Genomic DNA, 20,195 nt, shown 5'->3' on the forward strand with positions numbered 1-20,195 from the left:
GCGCCTACGAGTACTGGCCACTGGCGACCCGCGAAGAATACTCCGCACGCCTCATCGACGACGTCCTCGCCGCAGCACCCGATCGCACCGCGGTTCTGGCTCAATTCTTCTCCGAGATGGACCCCGAAGAGGCGACCAAACTTCGCCAAGTACTGAGCAAGGCCAAGCGGAAGCCCCATACCTCGTAATCTCGGCCTGTCCGTGCTGAACGGGAAACACGCCCGGGGATTGGCCGGCGCAGGAGTGGGTACGTCGAGAGCATGTTGTTCGACCAGTTCTACCTGCAGTCGCTCGGGCACGCTTCCTACCTGGTGGGTGACGAGAAGACCGGGCAAGCGCTGATCTTCGACCCACGTCGTGACGTCGGCAACTACCTGGACACAGCGCGAGAGCATGGCCTGCGCATCGCCTACGCGTGCGACTCGCACGGCCACAACGACTACCTGTCCGGGCTGACAGAGGTCGCCCAGCACACGGAGGCGCAGCTGTGGGGCTCGGCAGCCGGTGACCTCAGCTATCAGCACCGGCCGCTCCAGGACGGCCAGGTGATCGAGATCGGTGACGTCGGCATCGAGGTGATGCACACCCCTGGGCACACCCCCGAACACATCAGCTTGTTGGTCTACGACCGCTCGGTCAGCGCGGACATCCCTGTCCTGCTGCTGTCCGGCGGAGCGTTGCTGGTCGGTGACCTCGCTCGTCCCGACCTACTCGGGGGCGAGGAGCAGGCCCGCGACGCAGCGCGGGAGTTCTGCGAGACGATTCAGCACAAGCTGTTGCCCCTGCCCGACCATGTGGAGGTCTTCCCCACCCACGTCGCGGGCTCGCTGTGCGGCGGCAACATCGGCAGCCGCCTGTCGACCAGTGTGGGGTACGAGCGGCGCACCAACGCGATCCTGGCCGAGGTGGACTCCACGGACGGGTTCGTTCGCGAGTGCATCCGGTTGGACAACCTTCCCGCGGTCCCGCCGTACTGGCGGCGTATGCGCTCGCAGAACCTGGAGGGAGTCGACCCACTGGGAACACTGGCCGAGCCCCCCGCACTGAGCCTCGAGCAGTTCGATCGGCATCGCGAGTCTGGTGCGCCGGTACTCGATACCCGCGCGCCGGAGGCCTTCGGCGGCTCCCACGTACCCGGCTCGCTGAATGTGGGGATCGGCTCCGCGTTCGCCACCTGGGCAGGCACCGTCCTACCCGAGGACACTCCTGTGCTGCTGGTCCTCGATCGGCCGAGTGACCTGTGGGAGGTCACCTGGCAACTGTTGCGGATCGGCTACCCCGCGCCGCTCGGCTGGCTGCGCGGCGGGGTCAGCACCTGGCGCACATCCGGACGTCCGATTGCGGCCATTCCGCAGATCACCGTCCACGAACTCGAAGAACGACTGGAGCGCGGAGACGTCCACCTGCTCGACGTGCGTCAGCCAGCCGAATGGGCCAACGGACACGCGCCCGGCGCGACTCATATCACCGGCGCCGAACTGCCCGGGCGACTCGACGATGTCGACGACAGCAAACCCGTGGCGGTGGCCTGCGGCAGCGGTTACCGCTCTTCCGTTGCCGCCAGTCTGCTGGCCCGCGCCGGACATTCCAGCATCGTCAACGTCGCAGGCGGCATGACGGCCTGGAACCACGCGAAACTACCCATACAGGACGAGTAAGAGCAGCCCGCGGATGCTCAGTGACCTCGGTTGGCGAGCACCCGCGGGGCAGTTCAGGCTGGACCTTCCACTCGGATGGTCACGCCTGGGACGACGATCCATCCATCATGGACTTACACTTCTCGGCCATCGCCGGATTATGACGCATCATCATCTCATGCATCCGCTGCATCGCGGGATTGCGCATCATCGCTTCGCGGACGTGTTCCATCCCCGGCCGATCCTGCATCATCATCTCGCACATGGTGCTCATTCCCCGATCGACGCCGGTGCCGGCCCCGTGAGCGGGTGACGCCGACGCGGGAGCCGCCAGAGCGAGCACCGCAGCACCGCTTGCCACCATGACCGCAACGCTCTTACGTAGCAACATAATCTTGCACTCCTTCTCCACCTAAGACGGTTAGTTTATTCTATGTCAGTGTCGCAGCACGCTATAGGTGACGCAGTCCCGGGAGTACCCCGGCAGAATCTGCTGCTGCGCAGAGCGGGATTATCACACCCGGTTGGGTGACGGTGAGTACCGCTAAACTCGGTGTCGATGCGCGAACTCGACTGTGCCGGTGGACGGGCATTTCCCTGGGGCCGCTCGGCGATGTTCGCTGCCGGGCCGGGTTCGCTCGCCCTTATCCTGTGCACAGTGTGGGCCATCCGCCACCTCGGCGCCGGTGCCGTGCGGAGTTGGCGCCCCACAACGGGACGACGGCTACGAGCAGGGCCACTGTTCGTCCGGCTCTTGGGCTCCGGCGACCCCGTCATCGTGCTGCTACACGGCCTGGCTGGGTCGGGAGAATACTTTGGCGACGCATTCGACGAACTCGGTCAAACCGGCACTCTCGTCATACCGGATCTGCTGGGGTTCGGCGCCTCGATGCGCCCGCCCGGCGGTGATCCCGCGGAGTACAGCGCCACAGCGCACCTGGCGGCGCTGGACGCGATGCTCGCCGCGCTCGGACTGGCGAACCGACCGTTGGTGATCGTCGGGCACTCGATGGGCGCATCGCTGGGTCTGCGGTGGGCTGCCCGTCAGCCGAAAGCCCGAGCGGTTGTAGCATTCGCCGCCCCCCTGTTCGCCAACGCCCGGCAGGGCCGCGCACGCCTGTGCGAGCTAAGCACGATGGCGGCGCTAGCCACCGGTGACGGGCCAGTTGCACGCGGGATGTGTGCGTGGATGTGCCGGTACCGCCGCACCGCATCCTGGCTTGCCACGGCGCTGCATCCGGAGCTGCCGGTACCCATCGCCCGAGCCGCGGTACAGCACACGTGGGCGTCCTACCACGGCAGCCTCACGAAACTGGTACTCCACAACGGTTGGAGCGATGCCGTCGCCCATCTGGTGGCCGCCGGTACCCCGCTGTTGCTGGCCAACGGCGCCGCCGACCTGGTGGCAGAACCCGGGAGGGCCGCTGCGCTCGTCGCGGAGTCCGGTCCGTCCGTCACCGTCGCAACTCATCCCACCGGGGGTCACGACCTCCCCCTCGCCCAGCCCCGCTGGTGCCTTGCACAGGTCCAACACGCGCTCCGACACGAGCCCACCCCGCCGATCGGAGGCTAACCGCGGCGGTCTTCCGGCCCTGCGGCGATCCCGGCCTGGTCGACTCGCCGATCGGACGTCCACCTCGAGCGGGTGAGCAGCACCGCGCCCGCGATCATCAGGGCGATCGACCACAACTGTGGCTGGGTCAGTCCGAGAACGATGTCGTCGTTGACCCGGACGAACTCCACCAGGAACCGGGCGGCACCCGTGAGCACGGCATAGCTACCAATGACAGCGGCCGGACGCCAGCGCCGCCGGAGGCTCCACAGCACACCGGCGATCGCGAAGGCTGCGACAGCCTCGTACAACGGGGTGGGATGGACCGGTACAACCGTGGGGACCACCCCGTGGGGGAATGCCATCCCCCACGGCAGATCGGTCGGTGTCCCGTATGTACCGTCCCCGGCGAGCAGGCAACCCAGCCGCCCAATGCCGTAGGCGACCGACATCGGCACCGCGGCAGCCGCGGCGAGCTGCCCAAACGGCAGACCATTCCGGCGGGCCATCACCACGAACACCGCCAAGCCGGCCAGGAATCCTCCGTACCAGGTGAATCCCGAACCACCGAAATCATGCAGGGTCAAGCTGTGGGCATGCTCAGCGAGGTAGTACACCTTGGCCCCGGCGAAACCGCCCACCGTGGTGGCAACGACCACATTGGTCGCTACGTTCGGGTCCCAACCCAGGCGACGAAACTCCCGGCCCAGCAGAAAGATCGCCACCACAGCCGCGAGGGCTTTGCTCACGCCATAACTTTGGATCGGCACACCGAACAGGGTGAACAGGGTTGGATACATCAGCCTCTTCCAGACGTCGACAATCGTGTGACGAGGTGAGCGATCCCCCGCTAGACAGCTCCCCCTGTCTGGGACCGTGTGTTCACTGCGGCACGTTTACTCAGGGCTCGGCGGAGCTTGCGCTCGGACAGGCGGCCATAGGAGAACGGTTCTCCGTCGACGAGCACACCGGGTGCGAACATCACGCCGGCTCGTCTCGCCAACTGTTGTCCCTCCTCGCCGGTCAGGTCGATCTCCGTGATGTACAGCGGGTGGTCCTGCCCGACGCTGCGCAAGACGTCCTTGGCACGGTCACAGAACGCGCAGTCCCGCTGGGTCAGGAAGGTGATCTCCACCGGCGCCGTCACGATGCTCGCTCCCTGGACAGGTCGGCGAGTACGCCCTCGGTCGGCACGAACATCGTGTAGTCGGGCGCGCCGCCGTAGTCGGCGCGCCACTGGATGGTTCCGTCCGAGCCGACGAGGATGAAGCTGTGCCCGGCTGTCGTCTCGTTCATCATGCCGTATTTGTGCGCGTCGTAGGCGCGGATGACGTCCTGACTCGGGTCGGAAAGCCAAGGGGTGGCCAGGTTCTCGTCGGCGGCCTTACGGCTCACCTGGTTGATCGGATCGTGGGAGATCGCCACGACCTCGTCCACCCCGGCCTTCTCCAGAGCTGCCTGGTTTTGTTCCAGGTCGGTAATCTGGTCGATGCACGGCTGGCACATCAGGCCCTCGTGGAAGTACAGCAGCACGTTCTTGCCCTGATAGTCGGCCAGGCTGACCTCGCCCCCACCGCCGGACGGCAAAGTGAAGCCCGGGGCAGTGGCACCGGCACCAGGATCGCCGACAACGTGCTCGTAACCGCTGCCGCCACCGGAGACGTCCGGCGTGACCTGCGAGTTCTGATAGACCAGGTACAGCACGACGACAGCGAGTACGGTGACCAGCGACGCACCGATCAGGGTGCTGCGGCGAGGCCCACCAGACCCACCGCGAGCCTTGGCGACCGTTCGAGTCCCCTGACTGCGGTTGCGGGACTGTGCACCACGGCCGCTCGTGCCGGTGGCGGGACGCTTCGGCTGCGTCTTACCGCTGGTCTTGTTCACGGTGGTTCTCCTCCATGGTTACGGGAATCGAAGCGGACTCGTAGTTCTCCACGTCGCCGGCACAACACGGCGCGGCGGTGCCGGTCGCCCGGGCCGCCTTGCTGCGCATCGCACGACGCAGCAGCAGGGCGAAGCTCAGGACAAGAATCAGGGCGAGCGCCCAGCCGGGGATCCAGGACAGGGCATTCACGGTGACGGACGACAAATGCTGCAGCCAGGCGCTCAACTCGGTCTGCCAGCCGCCGCTGGGCATCCCTGGCCCGGTAAACGCCAGCACGAACGCGAGGACGCCCATGCCAACCATCAGCAGGCCACTGATTAGCGTGCCCAGCGCCAATTGCCGCTGCCACTGGCCCAGCCGCAGCCGCACCGTGCGATCGCTGAGCACCCGGCTGGCGCGGTCGCGACGCCGTTCCCAGAACACGGCGACCAGCGCGAGCGGTGCGACCATTCCGGCGACGTAGGAGATCCCGATCGCCAATGCGACCGGGAAGGACGCAGAGGCGCCGGAGAGCACCGCGACCCCGACCAACACTGGGGCGCAGCAGGCGCTGGCCAGCCCGGAGAACGCCCCGAGCACGTAGGCCGAGCCGAAGCTTCCCTCCTTCACCCTGCGCGCACCTGGCATGGGCAGGTTCGGCTTCCACCCGGCGAGTACTGCCACCCCGCCTACGACCATCAGGACGCCGCCGATGGAGAACAGCCATACGTGCTGCTCCACCAGCAGTCTGCTCAGCGCCGTCGCCCCCAAGCCGATCGGCAGGATCACCGTCGCCACCCCCGCACCGAACACCAGAGTGGCGGGCACCACGCCCCCACGGTGCCGGAAGCCGGTGGACAGGTACGCCGGCAACATCACCGACACGCAGCACGGCGCCAGCAGCGCCACCACACCCCCAAGAAACGAGGCGAGCAAGGTCGTGCCGAACAACAACTCACCCACAGTGAGACCCCCTCGACGGCACCGATGTGCCCATGAAGACCCTTTCACCAACACCGCAATCTACTACCTACGTACGTAGATAGTAGCGGGCAGGTGTGAACTCGTGGTTTCATCCCCGAAGTGGCATGGTGACCAGGGAAGAGGGAGCGGTCTGCAGCACGTAATCTGGTAGGGGCCGAAATGCACTGGAGGACATATGCGTGGTTTCGGCGAGCTTGAAGCGGTGGTGATGGACCGTGTGTGGGACCGCGAGGACACGATCACGGTGCGAGATGTCTTCGAGTCCCTGAAGAAGACCCGCCAGATCGCCTACACCACGGTGATGTCAACCATGGATAACCTGCACCGCAAGGGATCCCTCGCGCGAACGCGAGAGGGCAAGGCATTCCTGTACTGGCCCACCCTCACCCGTGAGGAGAACAGCGCGCGGCTGATGCGGGCCGCACTCGAATCCGGCGGGAATCCCGACGTCGTTCTTTCCCGCTTCTTCGAGCAGATGACCGACGGCGAGTCCAGTCGCCTGCACGGCGTGCTACGACGGTGGGCGTCGGCCAAGGAGGCCCAGTGAGCATCGCCGCCTGCCTGCTGTTGTACAGCTTCGCGGTGGTCGTACTCGGACCACGCCTGCTGACCCGGTGGACCAGGGCCGGGGTGGCGCCCCGGCTCGGCATCACAGCGTGGTTGGTCGCGATTGCCAGCGTGCTGGCGTCGTGGGCGACCGCGGCGGTGTTCCTGACAATCGAGCTGGTACAGCACTGGAACCAGCCGGCAGAGATCCTGAGCACCTGCTTCGCGATGCTCCAGATCGTAGCCACTGGTGGCGCCGGGATCATCCTCCAACTCGGACTGTTCGTGCTCACCGCACTGGCGGCGGCAGCCGGGACGGTCCTGGCTGTCCGTCTCGGCCGTTCCCTGGCCTGCGCCCGGTCCCGCACCCACGACCACGCTCGGATGGCCCGCGTGGTCGGACGCCGCATGCCGGGCTCGGACGCCATCGTTCTCGACGCCCCCGAACGGCTGGCCTATTGTGTCGCGGGCCGGCCGCACACGATCGTCGTCACCAGCGGCGCCCTCGACGTGCTCGACGACGCCCATCTGGGCGCGGTACTGGCCCACGAACGTGCCCACCTCACCGGCCGCCACCATCTCCTGCTGGCCACGACCCGCGGTCTGACCGCCGCGCTGCCCAGGGTCGCACTGTTCACCGCCGGCGCCACCGAGATCGCGCGGTTGCTGGAGATGTGCGCCGATGACGCAGCGGCGCGCAGCCACGGCTCCCATACGGTGCTCGGAGCGCTGCTCACCCTCTCCGGTGTCACCGCGCTCCCGCCCGGCGCGCTCGGCGCCACGGGGGTGGGAGTCGTTGCCCGTGCCGAGCGGCTCGTCGAGCCCGCCTGTCTCACGCAGCGCATGCGGACTCGGCTACTCCTCGCCGCTGCGGCAACGTTACTGGCCGTCGGCCCCCTGCTCACCGGGGTACTCGCGGCCGCCGGTATCGCCTTCTGCGACCCGAGCACCATCTACTGACCAACGGCTAGCTGCAAACATCGTGACAGGAGCCGGGCGGGCCCCTGGGGGTCGGACCCGCCCGGCGATACGGCGCAGACCGACGCTAGGAGGGGGACAACCATCGTCGGTCTCACCGAGTAGTGCCCTCGGTAAACCCGGAGAACCGCTACTACCACGAATCGTATCTGACGAGCATGCCCCCGACACACCGACCACAGGGATGACAACGTCGGTAGTGCGCCTCCAAGGCGGCCGGGGCAACCTCGGCATGCGTCGAGGTTGCCCCGGCCTGCCGTCAGGAGTTGTGGCGACCCATGCGCAGTGCCAGTCCGAGCCCGGCTACCAGCAGCACCCCGGCTCCGGCGATCCACACCCAGATCGGCACACCCGCGTTGGCGTTGTCCGACTCGGCTGCGGTCCCCGTGCCGGGCGCGGTCGTCACGACGGCGGGCGCCGACGAAGCTGCCCCGGTGCCCTTGGTCAGTTCGAACCTGATCGAGTCGGAGACCGGGTGTCCGTCACCGGACAGCACCCGGAATCCGATCGTGTAGTCGCCTGCCGGGCCGAGCGGGCGCAGCCGGGCGGTGACGAGATTCTCCCGCACGTCGACTGCTCCTTCGGTCCACTGTCCACCGTCGGGCCCGGTGACAACGACCTGGCTGGTGCCGCCGTCCTGGATGGGCTCGTTGAACGTCAGGGTCACCGCCGACGGCGCGGTGTCGACCCGCGCGCCGTCGCTCGGGTCGGAGGAGACCAACGAGGTATGCGCGAGCGCGGGGCCGGCCAGCCCGACCGTAGTGGCCAGCACCAGCGCGGCGATCGCCAGTGCGCGCCTCATGACGTGCTCGCTGCCTTGCCCGGTCGGAGCAGAGTGCCGGTGCAGACACCGACACCATCCAGACAGCGGGCGGTGGTGTCCTGCGAAACAGTGGTGTCGGTGGTCGGTGCCGGGTAACGGTCCGCAGTGTTCTCTGGTTGCTCGCCGTAGACGTTGGTGGTGACGTGGGCGGTGGCGATCCCGGCGGTGAGCAGGCTGGTCGCGCCGACGGCCCCCAGCAGCACGGCCGAACTTCGAATCACATGGGTTCTGGACATCAGATGACTCCTGAGAAGTGGGGAAAGTTGGAAGAGCTGAAAGTCAGGAGTTCTCTGGCGGGCCACGGCGACCGTGTACCCGCCGCAGGTGGATGTCGACGAACTGCACGCAGCCAGCGGCGCGAACGATGGCCGCAGGTATCGCCCCACTCGGAATCGGCGGCAGGCGCCATACGGTGTGCACCAGCCGCCGCAGGCTCACTGCGACGGCCTGCAGCATCGACTCCGCCCGCGCCAGCAGTATCGCGGTGAGGATCGTCGCGCCCAGGTGTGCGGCGAGAACCATCGCACCTGGGTCGACTCCACTGTGGATACTGGGTCCAACCGGGTCTGCTGGGGTGTGTGTTCCGTGTCCCCCGAGCATCACGTGCATCACGACCTGCGCGACACCCAGCACCAGTACCACGCCGAGCAGCCCGTGCAGGCGCTCGGCGAGGACGGTGGCGAGCCAGCCGATCACCGGCGTGAGCAGCACCATGATGACGGCGCGCGGCATCCCACCGTCGGCGAGCGCGTGCGCGACGATCGCGGGCACCGCCGACGAACAGGTGAGCAGCCCGCCCCGCGCGGCGCGCAGTGCAGCCGGTCGCATCACTGCCCCGGGGCGGGTTGGACGGTGCCCTCGGTGTGGGACCGCGGTGTGCGGCCGGCGAGGATCGCGTCGAGGGTTCCGGACAGCAGTGGGTAGGTGACCGGCCCGGTGATCTTCGCGACGACGGTTCCCGTGCGGTCGACGAAGAACGTTTCCGGGACACCGAAAACGCCGAAATCCAGTGCGATCCTGGAACCCGGGTCGGTCACATAGCGGTAGGCGGAGGAATCGCCGCGACCCATCTCGTCCAGGAAAGCGATGGCGGAGCCACGCTGGTCCTGGTAGTTCACCCCAACGAAGGCAGCGCCCGCCTCGCGGTAGTTGTTCGCCGCCGACACCAGGGCGGCGTGCTCCTCACGGCAGGCCACGCACCAGGAGGCCCAGAAGTTGACCACGACGACCTGGCCGCGGAGGTCGGCCAGCGAGAGTTCACCCTCGCCCTCCAGATTCGGCATCGTCATGGTGGGCGCGGGTTTGCCGATCAAGGGGCTGTCGACCAGAGTGGGATCCTCACCCAGCCGGCTGCCGAACACCGCACCGACACCGACGGCGATAACCACCACCGCGATCGCGATCCAGCGGACCAGCCGCCAGGAGCGGATACGCGGGGCCGGCCGAGTATCCCGTACGTTCATTGTCCGTCCGCCTGCTCGGCTCGGGGGATCAGCTGCCGCACCTGCGCCTGACGTTCGGATGGCAGGTCGCCGCGCTGGGCAAGTTGCCGCAGCAGACTGAGAGCAGTGGCTGGGTCCTTGCGGCCGTCAAGCAGAATGTTCGCCTTGTACCACTGGGCGTCTGGTGATCTGGGGTCGATGGTCAGGGCCTGGTCGATGAACCGGAGGGCGGCGTCGACCTGGCCGAGCTGGAACAGCACCCATCCGGCTCCGGCCTGGACTTCAGGGTTGCCGGGGTTCTGCTTCAGTGCCACGCCGTAGTGTTCGGCGGCCATGTCGTACTTTCCTTTGTCCAGGTAGCGCCCGGCCAGAGCGAGTCGCATCCCGAGCACGGTGGGATTGGCGGTGACCACCGCTTCCATCTCCGCGTCGGTCACCTTGGAGAGGTCCCGCGGTGCGGGCACCGGGCTCGCTGGTGGGGCCGAGGTTGGCAGTTGTGCGGCCTCATTGCCTGTGACGAACCCGCCCTCGGGCCGACTCGACACATACTGGGGAAGCACCACGACCGCGGCGATCACCGCGATGGCGGCAGCCACCAGGTACGCGACGACTTTGGCTCGGGAACGGCGCGGAGTTCGGCGGGTTTCCTGCGCGGCTGGCTCCGGGACCTCGTCCAGGGCCTCGATCGCCGAGGCCGCGGACGCCTCGTACCGTCGGCGGAGCTGGACGGCGACGTCGTAGGGGATCTCGTTGTCGGCGACCTGCCGTTCGAGGTCGACAAGGTCGGCCAGGGCCTGGTCACGTTGGTGCTCCAGCGTTTCCCGGTCGGCACTCATCACAGACCCTCGTCGTCGCCGGTGGAGCGCGCCTGCTCGACGGCGTGGCCGACTCGCTCGCGTTGCTCGGCAGTGAGGTCGCCGCCCGGTTCGGGCCGACGCCGCACGAGAAACACTGCGGTACCGCCGACCACGACCGCCGCGACGGGCAGCACCCACAAGATCAGGGTTGGTCCACTGACGGGTGGGTCGAGCAGCACCCAATCGCCGTAGCGGGCACGGAAGTAGCCGATGATTTCCTCGTCCGTGCGGCCAGCGGCGACCTGCTCGGCCACGGCGATGCGCATGGTCTGCGCCGTCTCCGACGGAGACTCGGCAATGGACACGCTTTTGCACACCGGGCACCGCAACCGCTGTTCGAGCTCGTAGGCACGATCCGCCGGACCGGACCCCGCCGTCAGCAGACCGACGACGGCAACAGCGAGCAGGGACACGATGGCCACCGCGAGCCCGGCACGAGGCAGCCTGCCCTTACGCATCAGCGACCACCCGATCCGGCAAGGTGTCCGAACTCGTGCGGCGCGTTCGGCCGCTCAGCGCCCAGAACCCCCCGGCCGCGACGAGCCCGCCGCCGACCCACAACCACGTCATGAGTGGATAGCGGTACAGGTTGAGGGAGACTCGCTCGTCGCCGAGCTGCGCGAGGGCGACATAGATGTCGCGGGTGGGACCGGTCCAGACGGACGGCTGCCCCACCGACTGGGTCTGGTTGTTGAACGCGGTCAGCTGTGGCGTCGCGGTCCAGGAGACCTGCCCGTCCTCACGGAAGACGATATGCGCGTCGCGGCTCACCCGATCTGGCTGGACGTGCTCCTCGCTGCGGTCGAACGTCAGCGTGTAGCCGGCGAACTCGACCGACTCGCCGCGGTCCAGTGTGACGGTCGCGCGCGTGGCGAGTGCCCCGGACACGGCGATGACGACGGCGACCACGGCAACCCCGAGGTGGGCGAGCTGCCCACCCCAGTAGGCGCGCTGCCCGCCGAGGACCCGCGGTATGCCTTTCAGGCGTGGTTTCGGCGCGGTGACGACGAGCTGCCGCACGCCGGCGGCGGCGACGGCCACTGCGATGGCCACCACGGCGACCACTCCGGGCGAGGAGACACCACCCAGCACCACCACAGCGGCCGCGGCGGCACTGGCCAGAAGGAGCGCCAGGCGCAGCCGGACCCACAGCACGGTGAGGGAGGCGTAGCGGTACGGGGTGAACGGGCCCACGCCCATCGCCAGCAGGAGGGCGAAAGCCAGCGGCACGGCCATCTGGTCGAAGAACGGCCTGCCCACCGACACCTGGTTACCGGTGAGGGCCTCCACGATGATCGGGTAGACGGTACCGGCGAGGACGACGAACGCGAACACGGTCAACAGCAGGTTGTTGATCAGGAACACGCCCTCGCGGCTGGCCAGTGTTTCCGGGCGTGAGGTTGAGGCAACGCGTTCACCGCGCAGCACGAACAGGGCGAACCCGCCACCCAGGACCAGCACAAGGAAACCCAGCAGCGCCGGGCCCACCCCCGACTCGGTGAAGGAGTGCACCGAAGCCACCACCCCGGAGCGGGTCAGGAACGTGCCCAGGATGGTGAGCGCGAATGTGGCGATGACCAGCACGAAGTTCCACGCCTGCAGCATGCCCCGCTTGACCTGCACCACGGCCGAGTGGAGGAACGCGGTGGCGACCAGCCACGGGATCAGCGCGGCGTTCTCCACCGGGTCCCACGCCCAGTAGCCGCCCCAGCCCAGTACCTCGTACGACCACCATGCGCCGAGCACCAGGCCTGCGGTGAGGAAACTCCACGCCACAAGGTTGGCCCGGCGGGTCCGGCGCAGCCAGTCCACTCCTCCCCTGCGCAGCAGCAGGGCCGACATGGCGAACGCGAACGGCACGGTGAACCCGACGAACCCGAGGTAGAGCAGCGGCGGATGGAACGCCACCATCGCATGGTCGGCCAGCAGGGGGTTCGGGCCAGGACCGTCGGCGGGCGGGTTGGGCAGGATCCGGAACGGGTTGGCCACGGTGGACACCAGTCCGAAGAAGAAGACGGCGACCACCCCGAGCACGGCGAGCGCGCCGGTACCCAGCCGGTCGTCGGTGTCTCGTACCTGCCGCAGCACGGCCGCGGTGTAGCCGGCCAGCACCAGAGCCCACAGCACGATGCTGCCGCCGAGCGCGGACCACGCACTCGTGATGGTGAAGAACAACGGAGTCGCGCGGGAATGTGTCTCGGCCACATAGGACACCGCGAAATTGTCGGTGAGCAGCGCGACCTCGAGTGCCGCCATCGCCAGCGTGGCACCACCGAGCATGCAGCCCACAGCGAAGCGCAACTGGCTGCGCCGCACGGCGCGCGGGCGGTGCTGCGCACGGAAACCGAACACCGCAAGCACGATCGAGCCCGCGAGGCCGAGGAGGATGCCCACCCAGCCGACAGCCGGCGTCACCACGGTCACGGCGACTCACCCTCGGCGTCGGGCGGCTGGTAGTTCTCGTCGTGCTTGACCTTCATCGTGTCCGAGACGAAACCGCTGCCCCGCCAGGAGCCCTCCAGCACCACGCCGATTCCGGCCTGGAACAGCTGCGCCGGTGCGCCGTGGTGCTCCACGGCGACGGACGGGCCACCAGGCTGGGTATCGGAAGCGACCACGAACCGCAGCCCCTCCGGAGTGCGTGTCACGCTGTCTGGCTCGACGAGCCCGCCCAACTGGAAACGCCTGTCGTCGGGGAAGTCCGCGCGCTGCTCGATCGCTTCCTGCGGCGTCAGGTAGTACACGAGGTTGTCGTTGAGGTTGCCGAAGAACAGCAATCCGGCCAGCACCGCGACCAGGCCCACGCCGGAGAACGCCAGCAGCCGGTACCTCTTCACGACCGCCCCCCGATCCGGCGCCGCAGCCGAACCCAGCGTCGGGCGAGGCCGAGAAAGTACCCAGCCACCGCGACGCCGGCGACACCGTACCCGAGCACGACCCATGCCCATTCAGACATCCGCTTGTGATCCCTTCTTCAGTGTCGGGGCCAGCACGGCACTGCCGGCCAGCTCCGCGGATTCCGTCCGCTGCTTGGCTTCGTGCGCCTCCTCGGCGGCCGCCAGGCGCATCCGTGCCCGTAGTGCGAGCAGGTACAGCAGAGTGAACGCCAGCACATTGATCAGCAGAGTCGCCAACATGGTGTGATCGATTGTCGGATCGCCCGGTTTGAGCACCGTCGGCGGCTGGTGCAACGCACGCCACCACACCACGGACATGTGCACGATCGGCACCTGCACGAAGGCCACCACACCGAACACCGCGCAGCGCCGAGCTCGCGCCGTGGGGTCCACAGTGGCGCGCCGCAACGCGAGATAGCCCAGGTACACGAACAACATGACCGCGGTGGTGACCACGCGGGGGTCCCAGGTCCACCACACGCCCCAGGTGGGTTTGCCCCAGATCGAGCCGAGCGCGATAGCCAGCCCGGTGAAGAACACGCCGACCTCGGCGCTGGCGGCGGCGAGCCGGTCGTAACGGGGTCGGCGCCGCCACAACCACAGAATGCTGGCGGTCAAGGTGACCGCGAAGCTGAGGTAAGCGATCCACGCGGCCGGAACGTGCACGTACATCAGCCGCTGCAGGTTGCCCTGGAGTCGGTCGGGCGGGGCCAGCATCGCGGCGACCAGCCCGATCGCCACCACCACGACGACCGCGATCGGCAGCCGACGTCCGAACAGTCTCATGTGGACTCCTCCAAGTGCCGGGCGACGAACCCGGTGACCACTGCCGCCACGAGGTCCACCGTCAGGATGAGTAACAACCACGACCAGGGCTCGCGGCCGTACCGGGCCGCTTCCAGCGTCTGACTCGCCGCCAGCAGCAACGGCAGCGCCACCGGCACGACCAGTAACGGGCCCAGCGTCGTTCGTCCCGCCAACCCTTCCGCGAGCGCGCTCGCCACCGTGCCCAGGACTGCGAGCCCCACAGCCACCAAGGGAAAGACCGGAAGCAGCCATGGCCAGCCAGTCAGGTCCGGGTCATAGAGCAGCACGGCGATCGGAGCGAGCAGCACCTCGAACGCCAACAGCAGCACCGCGTTCGCCGCCGCCCGGCCGGCCAGGCGGACGCCCGGGTGCACGCCGCACAACCGCAGCACCGCCAGCTGTGCCGGCCCGTCCACCGCGCTCTGCCGCAAGGTCACCAGAACGCCGAACAGCAACACCACCACCCAGTACAGACCTGGTCCGACCTGCCGCAACAGCGGGACATCGCTACCCACCGCCAGCGGCACGAGCAGCAAGGCCACCGCGCCGAACGGTGCTGTGACCAGGAGTGCTTCGCCCGCGCGCAACTCGAGCCGCAGATCCTTACCGGCGAGTTCGACGCATTGCCGAACCGCACCGGGAACTGTCACCGTCTGGTCCGTCACGCCGGCACCTCCGCCCGCACCGGCTCTGCCCGGCCCTCGACGATCTCCACCAGCCGATCGGCCGCTCCGCGCAACCGTGCGTAGTCGTGCGAGACCACCACACTCGCCCCACCGCGCTCACGCACCTGCTCGGCCACGGCGTTCACCAAGCCGACCGAGGCTGTATCCAGGCCCGTGTGGGCTTCGTCGAGCAGCAGCAGCCGCGGTGCCGTGAGCAGCACGCGAGCCAACTCGGCACGGCGCTGCATTCCCTGTGAGCACGCTTCGGCGCGCCGGTCCGCGGCGCCGGCCAACCCGACCGCCTCGAGGGCCTCGTCGGCCGCCCGTTCCCGCCGTCCCGTCAAGCGGGCCAGGAAATGCAGGTTCTCCCGGACGGTCAGTCGCGGATACAGCGCGGCGGTGTGACCGACCAGCGCGATCCGGGGGCGAACCACGCCGCACTCGGCGCTGCCCAAAGCCGCGCCGAGAACATGGCCGTGCCCACCGACCGGCGGCAGCAACGTCGCCAGTACCCGAAGCAGGGTGCTCTTGCCCGACCCGTTCGCGCCCACCAGACCCACGGATTCGCCAGGGGCGACCGCGAAATCGAGGCCACGCAACACCGCAACGCGCTCGACGTCGACTGCGACGCCGAGCAACGCGGCGACGTGGTCGGTGCCGGACACCGAGCTTGGCATGGTCGGACTCCGTAGACGAACGAGACTGTCCTACTATCTGTGGCCGTAGGTTACGTGCAACCCAACTCGCGCCGGAAGCGGGGGCGCGTCGAGCGTCTGCCGTAGGGAGGAGGCCCGTGGAGTTTTTGGCGCTGGCCTCGCTCGCGGTGGTCGCCGGGCTGGTCTCCTTCACCTCTCCGTGCACGCTGCCCCTGCTGCCCGGCTACGTCTCGTACGTTTCCGGACTCTCACAAGAATCAAACGACGGCGGATCGCGTGTCGTCCCTGCGCGCCGCCGAACCCTAATAGGGGCACTGCTGTTCGTCGCGGGCTTCTCCGCGGTGTTCACCGCGCTGGGAGCTACCGCCTCGACCCTCGGCTTCCTGCTGGCCAGCAACCTGAATGAGATCAACCTCTTCGGTGGGGCGCTGATCGTCCTCATGGGCCTGACGGTGACCGGACTGATCAGACTCCCACTGCTGCAACGACAACTCCGGTTCGACCTCACCCGCTTCGGTCGCGGGCCAGCTGGGGCACTGCCGCTCGGTGCCGCGTTCGCCTTCGGCTGGACACCGTGCGTGGGACCAGTCCTGGCCTCGATCCTGACCACCGCCGCCAGCACCGCCACCATCAGCCGCGGCGCCCTGCTCCTGCTCGCCTACTCACTCGGCCTTGGGCTTCCGTTCCTGCTACTTGCGGCCGGACTCGCTCGCGGTCGCGCCGCCATCGGCTGGATCCAACGCCACACACGCAAGATCGAGATCATCGGTGGGCTGACCCTCGTGGCAATGGGTATCGCCGTGATGACCGGCGGCTGGACCATCCTGATGAGCCGCCTGCTCGCCGTCTACGCCCGCCTCGGCTGGCCCCCGATATGAGCCACCCCCGACTCATCTACTATCTTTACTAGTAGATCTGGAGGTGGCCGATGACGAGCGCGGGACGTTGGACGATCGTGGTCGTAGTCCTGGCCATCGCCGGAATCGTCGCGCTCTGGCCCGAGATCGACGACGACACGACCGGCCCACAGACTGACCGGGATTCACGCGCGGCCCTGCGCTCCGCCGGTCCGGCTGAGCCCGAGGCCGAACTCGCACCGCTACGTGAGCGGGCAGGAATCGAACCCTGCCCCAGCCCAGCAGATCCGGACACCCCCGTGCCGTCCGGACCACTGGCGGGTGTGCGCACAGCGTGCCTGGGAACGCCCGGGACCGTCGACGTCGGCGCCGCACTGGCCGGGAAGACCACGCTGGTGAACTTATGGGCGTCGTGGTGTGTGCCCTGCCGCGAGGAAATGCCCGTGCTTGCCAGCTACGCCAATCGGCCCGACGCCGTTGCCGTCCTTGGTGTGAACGTCAAGGACCAAGCATCCGCCGCGCTGGAGTTCATGGCTGACACGGGCGTCGACTACCCCTCGCTGTACGACGGCGACGAGGTCGTGCAGCGGGCTCTGCGCGTCCCACCGCTGCTGCCCGTCAACTACCTGGTACGACCGGACGGCTCCGTAGAACGCATCACCGACCCCCTCGTGTTCCACAGCCCCGAGGACGTGCAGGCCGCCGTCGAACGCTACCGGGCCCCAAATCGCTGAAGCACCACGGAGAATCACGTGCCGAAATCCAAGATCCACCAGAAGACCGCGTACACCCCTGCGCCCGATCGGCGCACTCCCGTCAAGGTCCGATCCGCCGCGCCGTCCCAACTGCTCTACAAAGTCGTGATGTTCGGACTGCTGCTGCTCGCGCTGGCGTGGATCGCGGTTTTCTACATCGCCGGACCCGAGATTCCGTTCATGGACGAACTCGGCAAGTGGAACTTCGCGATCACCTTCGTCGTTGGCGTCACCGGACTGCTCATGGCCCGGCGCTGGCGGTAGATCAACGGACCGGACGCGGCCTACGTGCGGTACTATCCATCTTCGTGGGTGGTGGAATGCAGGGACTCGGTGAACTCGAATCGGCGGTGATGGACGTGCTCTGGCACGCCCAGGAACCACTGAAGGTCCGTGACGTCATGGAGCGGCTGGACACCGGCAAAGTGCTTGCGTACACCACGGTGATGACCGTACTGGACAACCTGTTCCGCAAAGGCTGGGTCGAGCGCGACCTGAACGGCAAGGCATACTTCTACGAACCAGTACTCAGCCGTGAGGAAGCCGCAGCGCGGGCGTTGCGCGACGTACTCAACGCCTCCACCGATCCCGAAGCCGTGCTGATGCACTTCGCCGCCACCGCGTCCGAAGAGGAATCGGACATGCTGCGCAACGTTCTCCGAAAAAGGCGAGCACGTCGCCGCTGAGGTTGAGGCCGGTTCCGGCACACCCAGCGCAACTACTCGCGCCTGGTTGTTCGGTGAGCCGTGGTCATGTCGTGCGGCCGTCCTATGTGGTCATCGCTGCCGGAACCGTGGCTGACGTCCGATGACGACGAGCTCCCGCTCCGGCACCACACCTACGCGCGGTTCTCGTCGCGGTCTGCTGACCGCGCTGGGACTCGGCATGGCCAGTCTGACCGCCGCCATCCCGACGGCGGCCGTGGTCCTGCAACTCGGCGGGGGCGCGAGCGGCGGGCAGATCCCCGGCATGCCGGGGCCAGGCCCCGTGACCCCGTGGGCGCTCCCGGCGACACGGGTACTGACCGATGTGGCGGCTGTGGCGACGGCCGGGCTGCTGCTGGCGGCCGCGGCACTCGGCCCGATAGCTTCCGGCCGCCCGACTCAGGTTCGGACAGTGGAGCCCCATGCCTACCGTTGGGTCCGGGCGGCCGGCTGGACGGCGCTCGCCTGGTTCATCGCCACCGCGCTGGGTATCGGCTACACCGCCTCGGACATTCTCGGCCGCCCCTTGCACGAGCTGATCGCTGATCCGCGAATTGCCGGCTCAGCGCTGAATCTGCCGCCTGTTCCTGGCCTGCTGGTGGCGGCAGGTCTTGTCGCACTGCTCACCGTGGCCTGCCGGTTCGTACTGTCGCGAGCGGGTGTGGTGTTACTCCTGGGGATCGCACTGGCCGCGACACTGCCCGCGGCCTTCGGTGGCCATTCGGGCGGCGGCACGGGGGATCACCGGCTGGCGATCTCGGCGATGCTGGTGCACGTTGTCGGGGTCGTGCTGTGGGCCGGTGGACTGCTCGCACTGGCGCTTGCTCATCGGCTCTCCACCCCGGACCTCGATCGCGCGGTCCGCCGCTATTCGCTGCTCGCCGACTGCGCCGGCGCGGCGATTCCTGGCCACCGGGAGCCGCGCTCAGCTGGCTCTCCGGGTGGTTGCTGCTCACGTGGACCACCAGCGGTGGGCTCGCCCGCTACGGCGAAGTGCTCTTCAGCGCCAACCTGGTCCAGCACCTCGCGCTGGCCCTGGGCATTCCCTTACTCCTGGTCGCCGGGCCATCGTCCGCGCAGTGCACCGGTAGTACGCGCCCTTCAGGATCGTCGCGCCTTGCATCTTCCGCCCACAGACACCGCAGCGGATCAGACCACGCAGCAGATACCCACGAGCGTTCGCCCGGCCGCCACGCTCCGCCTTGCGCCGTCGCCAACCCGCCCGCAGACTTCGAGCGCCGAAGAAGCTGCGCTTGAATGAACACCTCCACAGACACGATTGCCGGATGCGCCTGCACCCGTGACCGAACGACGCGGTCAGGCGTCGATCGCCGGAAGCGCACCACGTGGCCTGCAGCCACATCCTCGGGGTCCAGCAACATCTCGTGCTTGGTCCATACCCGGTGTAGCGAGGATTCTCCAAGATCGACCGCACAGTGCTGCTTTGCCAGCCATCCGCCAGCCGATGACGGTTCTGTTCCGGTCTGCTCGCCGATGGACAGGCAATCCCTTCACGATTGAGCATGTTGGCGATCGCTCGATCGCCGTTGCCGTCGAGGTACTCGGCGAAGATCCGCCGCACCACATCTGCCGTCGCATCCTCGATAACCAGTACTCGCAGTCGAAACCCTTCCGCAGCCTTGCGCGGGTTCGGATGGGAACCACTGTCTATAACGACGTACCCATAGGGTGCCCTGCCGCCTTGGTGGCGCCCTTCGTTGATCACCTGCGCGTCCATGGCCGCTCGAACTCGTCGAGAACCTCTAACCCCGGACTCGCCGACAACTCCGTCGGGAAGGTCATCGAGAACCTGCTACGCCACGACCTGCTCATGGTCGACGAGCTTGGCTTCGCACCCCTGGACGACACCGGCGCCCAGCTGCTTTTCCGGTTCGTCGCAGCCGCCTACGAACGCAGGTCGCGCGGGATCGCGTCCCACTGGCCATTCGAGTCCTGGGGACGTTCCTACCCGAGCTCACCACCGCGGTCAGCTAGCTCGACCGGCTCCTGCACCACTGCCACACCGTCCTCACCGACGGCGACTCCTACCGAATGAAACAAGCCCGAACGAACGGAGGAACCCGAATCAACACCAACTGATAACCCGCGAGGGGTGGGCCTTTCAGTTGGCCACCAGCGGGGACCACAACTTGGCCGTTGACAAGTTC

28 protein-coding genes and 3 pseudogenes are annotated in these 20,195 nt (G+C 67.8%); 12 read left to right on the forward strand and 19 right to left on the reverse strand.

Features of this window, described 5'->3' with window-relative positions; all coding sequences use genetic code 11:
• Nucleotides 1–188: pseudogene (locus D0C15_RS34840) on the forward strand (hypothetical protein); the annotation flags it as partial.
• A 72-nt stretch (nucleotides 189–260) separates the two neighbouring features.
• Complete coding sequence (locus D0C15_RS29825; RefSeq protein WP_116051460.1) at nucleotides 261–1,658, forward strand: MBL fold metallo-hydrolase; 1,398 nt, start codon at nucleotides 261–263, stop codon at nucleotides 1,656–1,658.
• A 79-nt stretch (nucleotides 1,659–1,737) separates the two neighbouring features.
• On the opposite strand, the gene D0C15_RS29830 is transcribed toward D0C15_RS29825, so the two are convergent.
• The gene (locus D0C15_RS29830) at nucleotides 1,738–2,028 is read right to left on the reverse strand and encodes a hypothetical protein (RefSeq protein WP_116051461.1); all 291 of its coding nucleotides are present in this window, start codon (nucleotides 2,026–2,028) and stop codon (nucleotides 1,738–1,740) included.
• A gap of 168 nt (nucleotides 2,029–2,196) precedes the next feature.
• Here D0C15_RS29830 and D0C15_RS29835 point away from each other — a divergent pair, with 168 nt between their 5' ends.
• Entirely contained in the window at nucleotides 2,197–3,210 is a 1,014-nt protein-coding gene (locus D0C15_RS29835; RefSeq protein WP_162830302.1) for an alpha/beta fold hydrolase, read from the forward strand.
• On the opposite strand, the gene D0C15_RS29840 is transcribed toward D0C15_RS29835, so the two are convergent.
• The 4 genes from D0C15_RS29840 to D0C15_RS29855 are packed head-to-tail and all read right to left on the reverse strand — an operon-like array spanning nucleotide 3,207 to nucleotide 6,019.
• Nucleotides 3,207–3,989 carry a prolipoprotein diacylglyceryl transferase gene (locus tag D0C15_RS29840; RefSeq protein ID WP_116051463.1) on the reverse strand — a complete coding sequence of 261 codons (783 nt, stop codon included), beginning with the start codon at nucleotides 3,987–3,989 and terminating at the stop codon, nucleotides 3,207–3,209. The genes D0C15_RS29835 and D0C15_RS29840 overlap by 4 nt on opposite strands.
• 50 nt (nucleotides 3,990–4,039) lie before the next feature.
• Complete coding sequence (locus D0C15_RS29845; RefSeq protein WP_211323381.1) at nucleotides 4,040–4,336, reverse strand: glutaredoxin family protein; 297 nt, start codon at nucleotides 4,334–4,336, stop codon at nucleotides 4,040–4,042.
• On the reverse strand, nucleotides 4,333–5,076 hold the full coding sequence (locus D0C15_RS29850; RefSeq protein WP_116051464.1) for a peroxiredoxin family protein: 744 nt from the start codon (nucleotides 5,074–5,076) through the stop codon (nucleotides 4,333–4,335). Before D0C15_RS29850 ends, D0C15_RS29845 begins: the two co-directional genes overlap by 4 nt.
• Nucleotides 5,057–6,019: a cytochrome c biogenesis CcdA family protein gene (locus tag D0C15_RS29855; RefSeq protein WP_116051465.1), complete on the reverse strand. Its 963-nt coding sequence runs from the start codon at nucleotides 6,017–6,019 to the stop codon at nucleotides 5,057–5,059. Before D0C15_RS29855 ends, D0C15_RS29850 begins: the two co-directional genes overlap by 20 nt.
• Before the next feature lie 196 nt (nucleotides 6,020–6,215).
• Between D0C15_RS29855 and D0C15_RS29860 the strand changes: the two genes are divergently transcribed.
• Both D0C15_RS29860 and D0C15_RS29865 read left to right on the forward strand, forming a co-directional pair.
• Nucleotides 6,216–6,587 (forward strand): BlaI/MecI/CopY family transcriptional regulator, encoded by a 372-nt coding sequence (locus D0C15_RS29860; RefSeq protein WP_116051466.1) that lies wholly within the window; start codon nucleotides 6,216–6,218, stop codon nucleotides 6,585–6,587.
• Nucleotides 6,584–7,546 (forward strand): M56 family metallopeptidase, encoded by a 963-nt coding sequence (locus D0C15_RS29865; RefSeq protein ID WP_116051467.1) that lies wholly within the window; start codon nucleotides 6,584–6,586, stop codon nucleotides 7,544–7,546. The genes D0C15_RS29860 and D0C15_RS29865 overlap by 4 nt, the downstream gene beginning before the upstream one ends.
• A gap of 277 nt (nucleotides 7,547–7,823) precedes the next feature.
• Here the strand turns inward: D0C15_RS29865 and D0C15_RS29870 are convergent, their stop codons facing one another.
• From D0C15_RS29870 to ccmA, 12 genes are read right to left on the reverse strand one after another with little or no spacing between them, the layout of a single operon-like run.
• On the reverse strand, nucleotides 7,824–8,366 hold the full coding sequence (locus D0C15_RS29870) for a copper resistance CopC family protein (RefSeq protein WP_116051468.1): 543 nt from the start codon (nucleotides 8,364–8,366) through the stop codon (nucleotides 7,824–7,826).
• Entirely contained in the window at nucleotides 8,363–8,623 is a 261-nt protein-coding gene (locus D0C15_RS29875; RefSeq protein WP_116051469.1) for a hypothetical protein, read from the reverse strand. Before D0C15_RS29875 ends, D0C15_RS29870 begins: the two co-directional genes overlap by 4 nt.
• A 43-nt stretch (nucleotides 8,624–8,666) precedes the next feature.
• Complete coding sequence (locus D0C15_RS29880) at nucleotides 8,667–9,215, reverse strand: hypothetical protein (protein WP_116051470.1); 549 nt, start codon at nucleotides 9,213–9,215, stop codon at nucleotides 8,667–8,669.
• Nucleotides 9,215–9,850, reverse strand: coding sequence for a TlpA family protein disulfide reductase (locus tag D0C15_RS29885; RefSeq protein ID WP_116051471.1), 636 nt, complete (start codon nucleotides 9,848–9,850; stop codon nucleotides 9,215–9,217). The genes D0C15_RS29880 and D0C15_RS29885 overlap by 1 nt, the downstream gene beginning before the upstream one ends.
• The gene (locus D0C15_RS29890; RefSeq protein ID WP_116051472.1) at nucleotides 9,847–10,665 is read right to left on the reverse strand and encodes a tetratricopeptide repeat protein; all 819 of its coding nucleotides are present in this window, start codon (nucleotides 10,663–10,665) and stop codon (nucleotides 9,847–9,849) included. The genes D0C15_RS29885 and D0C15_RS29890 overlap by 4 nt, the downstream gene beginning before the upstream one ends.
• Nucleotides 10,665–11,144 carry a cytochrome c-type biogenesis protein gene (locus tag D0C15_RS29895; protein ID WP_116051473.1) on the reverse strand — a complete coding sequence of 160 codons (480 nt, stop codon included), beginning with the start codon at nucleotides 11,142–11,144 and terminating at the stop codon, nucleotides 10,665–10,667. The genes D0C15_RS29890 and D0C15_RS29895 overlap by 1 nt, the downstream gene beginning before the upstream one ends.
• Complete coding sequence (locus D0C15_RS29900; RefSeq protein WP_116051474.1) at nucleotides 11,137–13,110, reverse strand: heme lyase CcmF/NrfE family subunit; 1,974 nt, start codon at nucleotides 13,108–13,110, stop codon at nucleotides 11,137–11,139. Before D0C15_RS29900 ends, D0C15_RS29895 begins: the two co-directional genes overlap by 8 nt.
• Nucleotides 13,107–13,523: a cytochrome c maturation protein CcmE gene (locus D0C15_RS29905; RefSeq protein ID WP_116051475.1), complete on the reverse strand. Its 417-nt coding sequence runs from the start codon at nucleotides 13,521–13,523 to the stop codon at nucleotides 13,107–13,109. Before D0C15_RS29905 ends, D0C15_RS29900 begins: the two co-directional genes overlap by 4 nt.
• Nucleotides 13,520–13,642: a hypothetical protein gene (locus D0C15_RS35545; RefSeq protein ID WP_281270741.1), complete on the reverse strand. Its 123-nt coding sequence runs from the start codon at nucleotides 13,640–13,642 to the stop codon at nucleotides 13,520–13,522. Before D0C15_RS35545 ends, D0C15_RS29905 begins: the two co-directional genes overlap by 4 nt.
• The gene (gene ccsA / locus D0C15_RS29910) at nucleotides 13,635–14,369 is read right to left on the reverse strand and encodes a cytochrome c biogenesis protein CcsA (RefSeq protein ID WP_116051476.1); all 735 of its coding nucleotides are present in this window, start codon (nucleotides 14,367–14,369) and stop codon (nucleotides 13,635–13,637) included. Before ccsA ends, D0C15_RS35545 begins: the two co-directional genes overlap by 8 nt.
• Nucleotides 14,366–15,055: a heme exporter protein CcmB gene (locus tag D0C15_RS29915; RefSeq protein ID WP_245976399.1), complete on the reverse strand. Its 690-nt coding sequence runs from the start codon at nucleotides 15,053–15,055 to the stop codon at nucleotides 14,366–14,368. The genes ccsA and D0C15_RS29915 overlap by 4 nt, the downstream gene beginning before the upstream one ends.
• The gene (gene ccmA / locus D0C15_RS29920; RefSeq protein WP_116051477.1) at nucleotides 15,052–15,732 is read right to left on the reverse strand and encodes a heme ABC exporter ATP-binding protein CcmA; all 681 of its coding nucleotides are present in this window, start codon (nucleotides 15,730–15,732) and stop codon (nucleotides 15,052–15,054) included. Before ccmA ends, D0C15_RS29915 begins: the two co-directional genes overlap by 4 nt.
• A 116-nt stretch (nucleotides 15,733–15,848) precedes the next feature.
• Between ccmA and D0C15_RS29925 the strand changes: the two genes are divergently transcribed.
• From D0C15_RS29925 to D0C15_RS29940, 4 genes are read left to right on the forward strand one after another with little or no spacing between them, the layout of a single operon-like run.
• Entirely contained in the window at nucleotides 15,849–16,589 is a 741-nt protein-coding gene (locus tag D0C15_RS29925) for a cytochrome c biogenesis CcdA family protein (RefSeq protein WP_116051478.1), read from the forward strand.
• Nucleotides 16,590–16,639: 50 nt separating this feature from the next.
• Nucleotides 16,640–17,302 (forward strand): TlpA family protein disulfide reductase, encoded by a 663-nt coding sequence (locus D0C15_RS29930; protein WP_116051479.1) that lies wholly within the window; start codon nucleotides 16,640–16,642, stop codon nucleotides 17,300–17,302.
• An 18-nt stretch (nucleotides 17,303–17,320) separates the two neighbouring features.
• Nucleotides 17,321–17,587: a cell division protein CrgA gene (crgA, locus tag D0C15_RS29935; protein WP_116051480.1), complete on the forward strand. Its 267-nt coding sequence runs from the start codon at nucleotides 17,321–17,323 to the stop codon at nucleotides 17,585–17,587.
• A 56-nt stretch (nucleotides 17,588–17,643) separates the two neighbouring features.
• Nucleotides 17,644–18,009 (forward strand): BlaI/MecI/CopY family transcriptional regulator, encoded by a 366-nt coding sequence (locus tag D0C15_RS29940; RefSeq protein ID WP_116051481.1) that lies wholly within the window; start codon nucleotides 17,644–17,646, stop codon nucleotides 18,007–18,009.
• Between the two features lie 685 nt (nucleotides 18,010–18,694).
• On the opposite strand, the gene D0C15_RS35275 is transcribed toward D0C15_RS29940, so the two are convergent.
• Nucleotides 18,695–18,856, reverse strand: a complete 162-nt coding sequence (locus D0C15_RS35275; protein ID WP_245976400.1) for a hypothetical protein — start codon at nucleotides 18,854–18,856, stop codon at nucleotides 18,695–18,697.
• Here D0C15_RS35275 and D0C15_RS35805 point away from each other — a divergent pair.
• Nucleotides 18,820–19,035, forward strand: a pseudogene (locus D0C15_RS35805) (cytochrome c oxidase assembly protein); the annotation flags it as partial. The gene D0C15_RS35275 and the pseudogene D0C15_RS35805 overlap by 37 nt on opposite strands.
• Here the strand turns inward: D0C15_RS35805 and D0C15_RS35280 are convergent.
• On the reverse strand, nucleotides 19,028–19,765 hold the full coding sequence (locus tag D0C15_RS35280) for a recombinase family protein (RefSeq protein ID WP_245976401.1): 738 nt from the start codon (nucleotides 19,763–19,765) through the stop codon (nucleotides 19,028–19,030). The pseudogene D0C15_RS35805 and the gene D0C15_RS35280 overlap by 8 nt on opposite strands.
• Before the next feature lie 93 nt (nucleotides 19,766–19,858).
• Here D0C15_RS35280 and D0C15_RS35810 point away from each other — a divergent pair.
• Nucleotides 19,859–19,933: pseudogene (locus D0C15_RS35810) on the forward strand (hypothetical protein); the annotation flags it as partial.
• Between the two features lie 101 nt (nucleotides 19,934–20,034).
• Nucleotides 20,035–20,127 (forward strand): hypothetical protein, encoded by a 93-nt coding sequence (locus tag D0C15_RS35815; RefSeq protein WP_425455444.1) that lies wholly within the window; start codon nucleotides 20,035–20,037, stop codon nucleotides 20,125–20,127.
• Nucleotides 20,128–20,195 lie beyond the last annotated feature (68 nt).

The organism is Amycolatopsis palatopharyngis (assembly GCF_003385185.1).
In the GTDB taxonomy this organism is placed as follows: Bacteria; Actinomycetota; Actinomycetes; order Mycobacteriales; family Pseudonocardiaceae; genus Amycolatopsis; species Amycolatopsis palatopharyngis.

What these genes read in the sequence shown, in the direction of transcription:
- D0C15_RS29830 (WP_116051461.1), bottom strand. Translation starts at nt 2,028, where the DNA reads ATGTTGCTACGTAAGAGCGTTGCGGTCATGGTGGCAAGCGGTGCTGCG.
- D0C15_RS29875 (WP_116051469.1), bottom strand. Translation starts at nt 8,623, where the DNA reads ATGTCCAGAACCCATGTGATTCGAAGTTCGGCCGTGCTGCTGGGGGCC.
- D0C15_RS35545 (WP_281270741.1), bottom strand. Translation starts at nt 13,642, where the DNA reads ATGTCTGAATGGGCATGGGTCGTGCTCGGGTACGGTGTCGCCGGCGTC.
- D0C15_RS29940 (WP_116051481.1), top strand. Translation starts at nt 17,644, where the DNA reads ATGCAGGGACTCGGTGAACTCGAATCGGCGGTGATGGACGTGCTCTGG.
- ccmA (WP_116051477.1), bottom strand. Translation starts at nt 15,732, where the DNA reads ATGCCAAGCTCGGTGTCCGGCACCGACCACGTCGCCGCGTTGCTCGGC.
- D0C15_RS29835 (WP_162830302.1), top strand. Translation starts at nt 2,197, where the DNA reads ATGCGCGAACTCGACTGTGCCGGTGGACGGGCATTTCCCTGGGGCCGC.
- D0C15_RS29870 (WP_116051468.1), bottom strand. Translation starts at nt 8,366, where the DNA reads ATGAGGCGCGCACTGGCGATCGCCGCGCTGGTGCTGGCCACTACGGTC.
- D0C15_RS35275 (WP_245976400.1), bottom strand. Translation starts at nt 18,856, where the DNA reads ATGAGCAAGCGCCAGTGCGAGCAGTCCACCGGCCCACAGCACGACCCC.
- D0C15_RS29840 (WP_116051463.1), bottom strand. Translation starts at nt 3,989, where the DNA reads ATGTATCCAACCCTGTTCACCCTGTTCGGTGTGCCGATCCAAAGTTAT.
- D0C15_RS29860 (WP_116051466.1), top strand. Translation starts at nt 6,216, where the DNA reads ATGCGTGGTTTCGGCGAGCTTGAAGCGGTGGTGATGGACCGTGTGTGG.
- D0C15_RS35280 (WP_245976401.1), bottom strand. Translation starts at nt 19,765, where the DNA reads ATGGACGCGCAGGTGATCAACGAAGGGCGCCACCAAGGCGGCAGGGCA.
- ccsA (WP_116051476.1), bottom strand. Translation starts at nt 14,369, where the DNA reads ATGAGACTGTTCGGACGTCGGCTGCCGATCGCGGTCGTCGTGGTGGTG.
- D0C15_RS29895 (WP_116051473.1), bottom strand. Translation starts at nt 11,144, where the DNA reads ATGCGTAAGGGCAGGCTGCCTCGTGCCGGGCTCGCGGTGGCCATCGTG.
- D0C15_RS29890 (WP_116051472.1), bottom strand. Translation starts at nt 10,665, where the DNA reads ATGAGTGCCGACCGGGAAACGCTGGAGCACCAACGTGACCAGGCCCTG.
- D0C15_RS29930 (WP_116051479.1), top strand. Translation starts at nt 16,640, where the DNA reads ATGACGAGCGCGGGACGTTGGACGATCGTGGTCGTAGTCCTGGCCATC.
- D0C15_RS29880 (WP_116051470.1), bottom strand. Translation starts at nt 9,215, where the DNA reads ATGCGACCGGCTGCACTGCGCGCCGCGCGGGGCGGGCTGCTCACCTGT.
- D0C15_RS29885 (WP_116051471.1), bottom strand. Translation starts at nt 9,850, where the DNA reads ATGAACGTACGGGATACTCGGCCGGCCCCGCGTATCCGCTCCTGGCGG.
- D0C15_RS29825 (WP_116051460.1), top strand. Translation starts at nt 261, where the DNA reads ATGTTGTTCGACCAGTTCTACCTGCAGTCGCTCGGGCACGCTTCCTAC.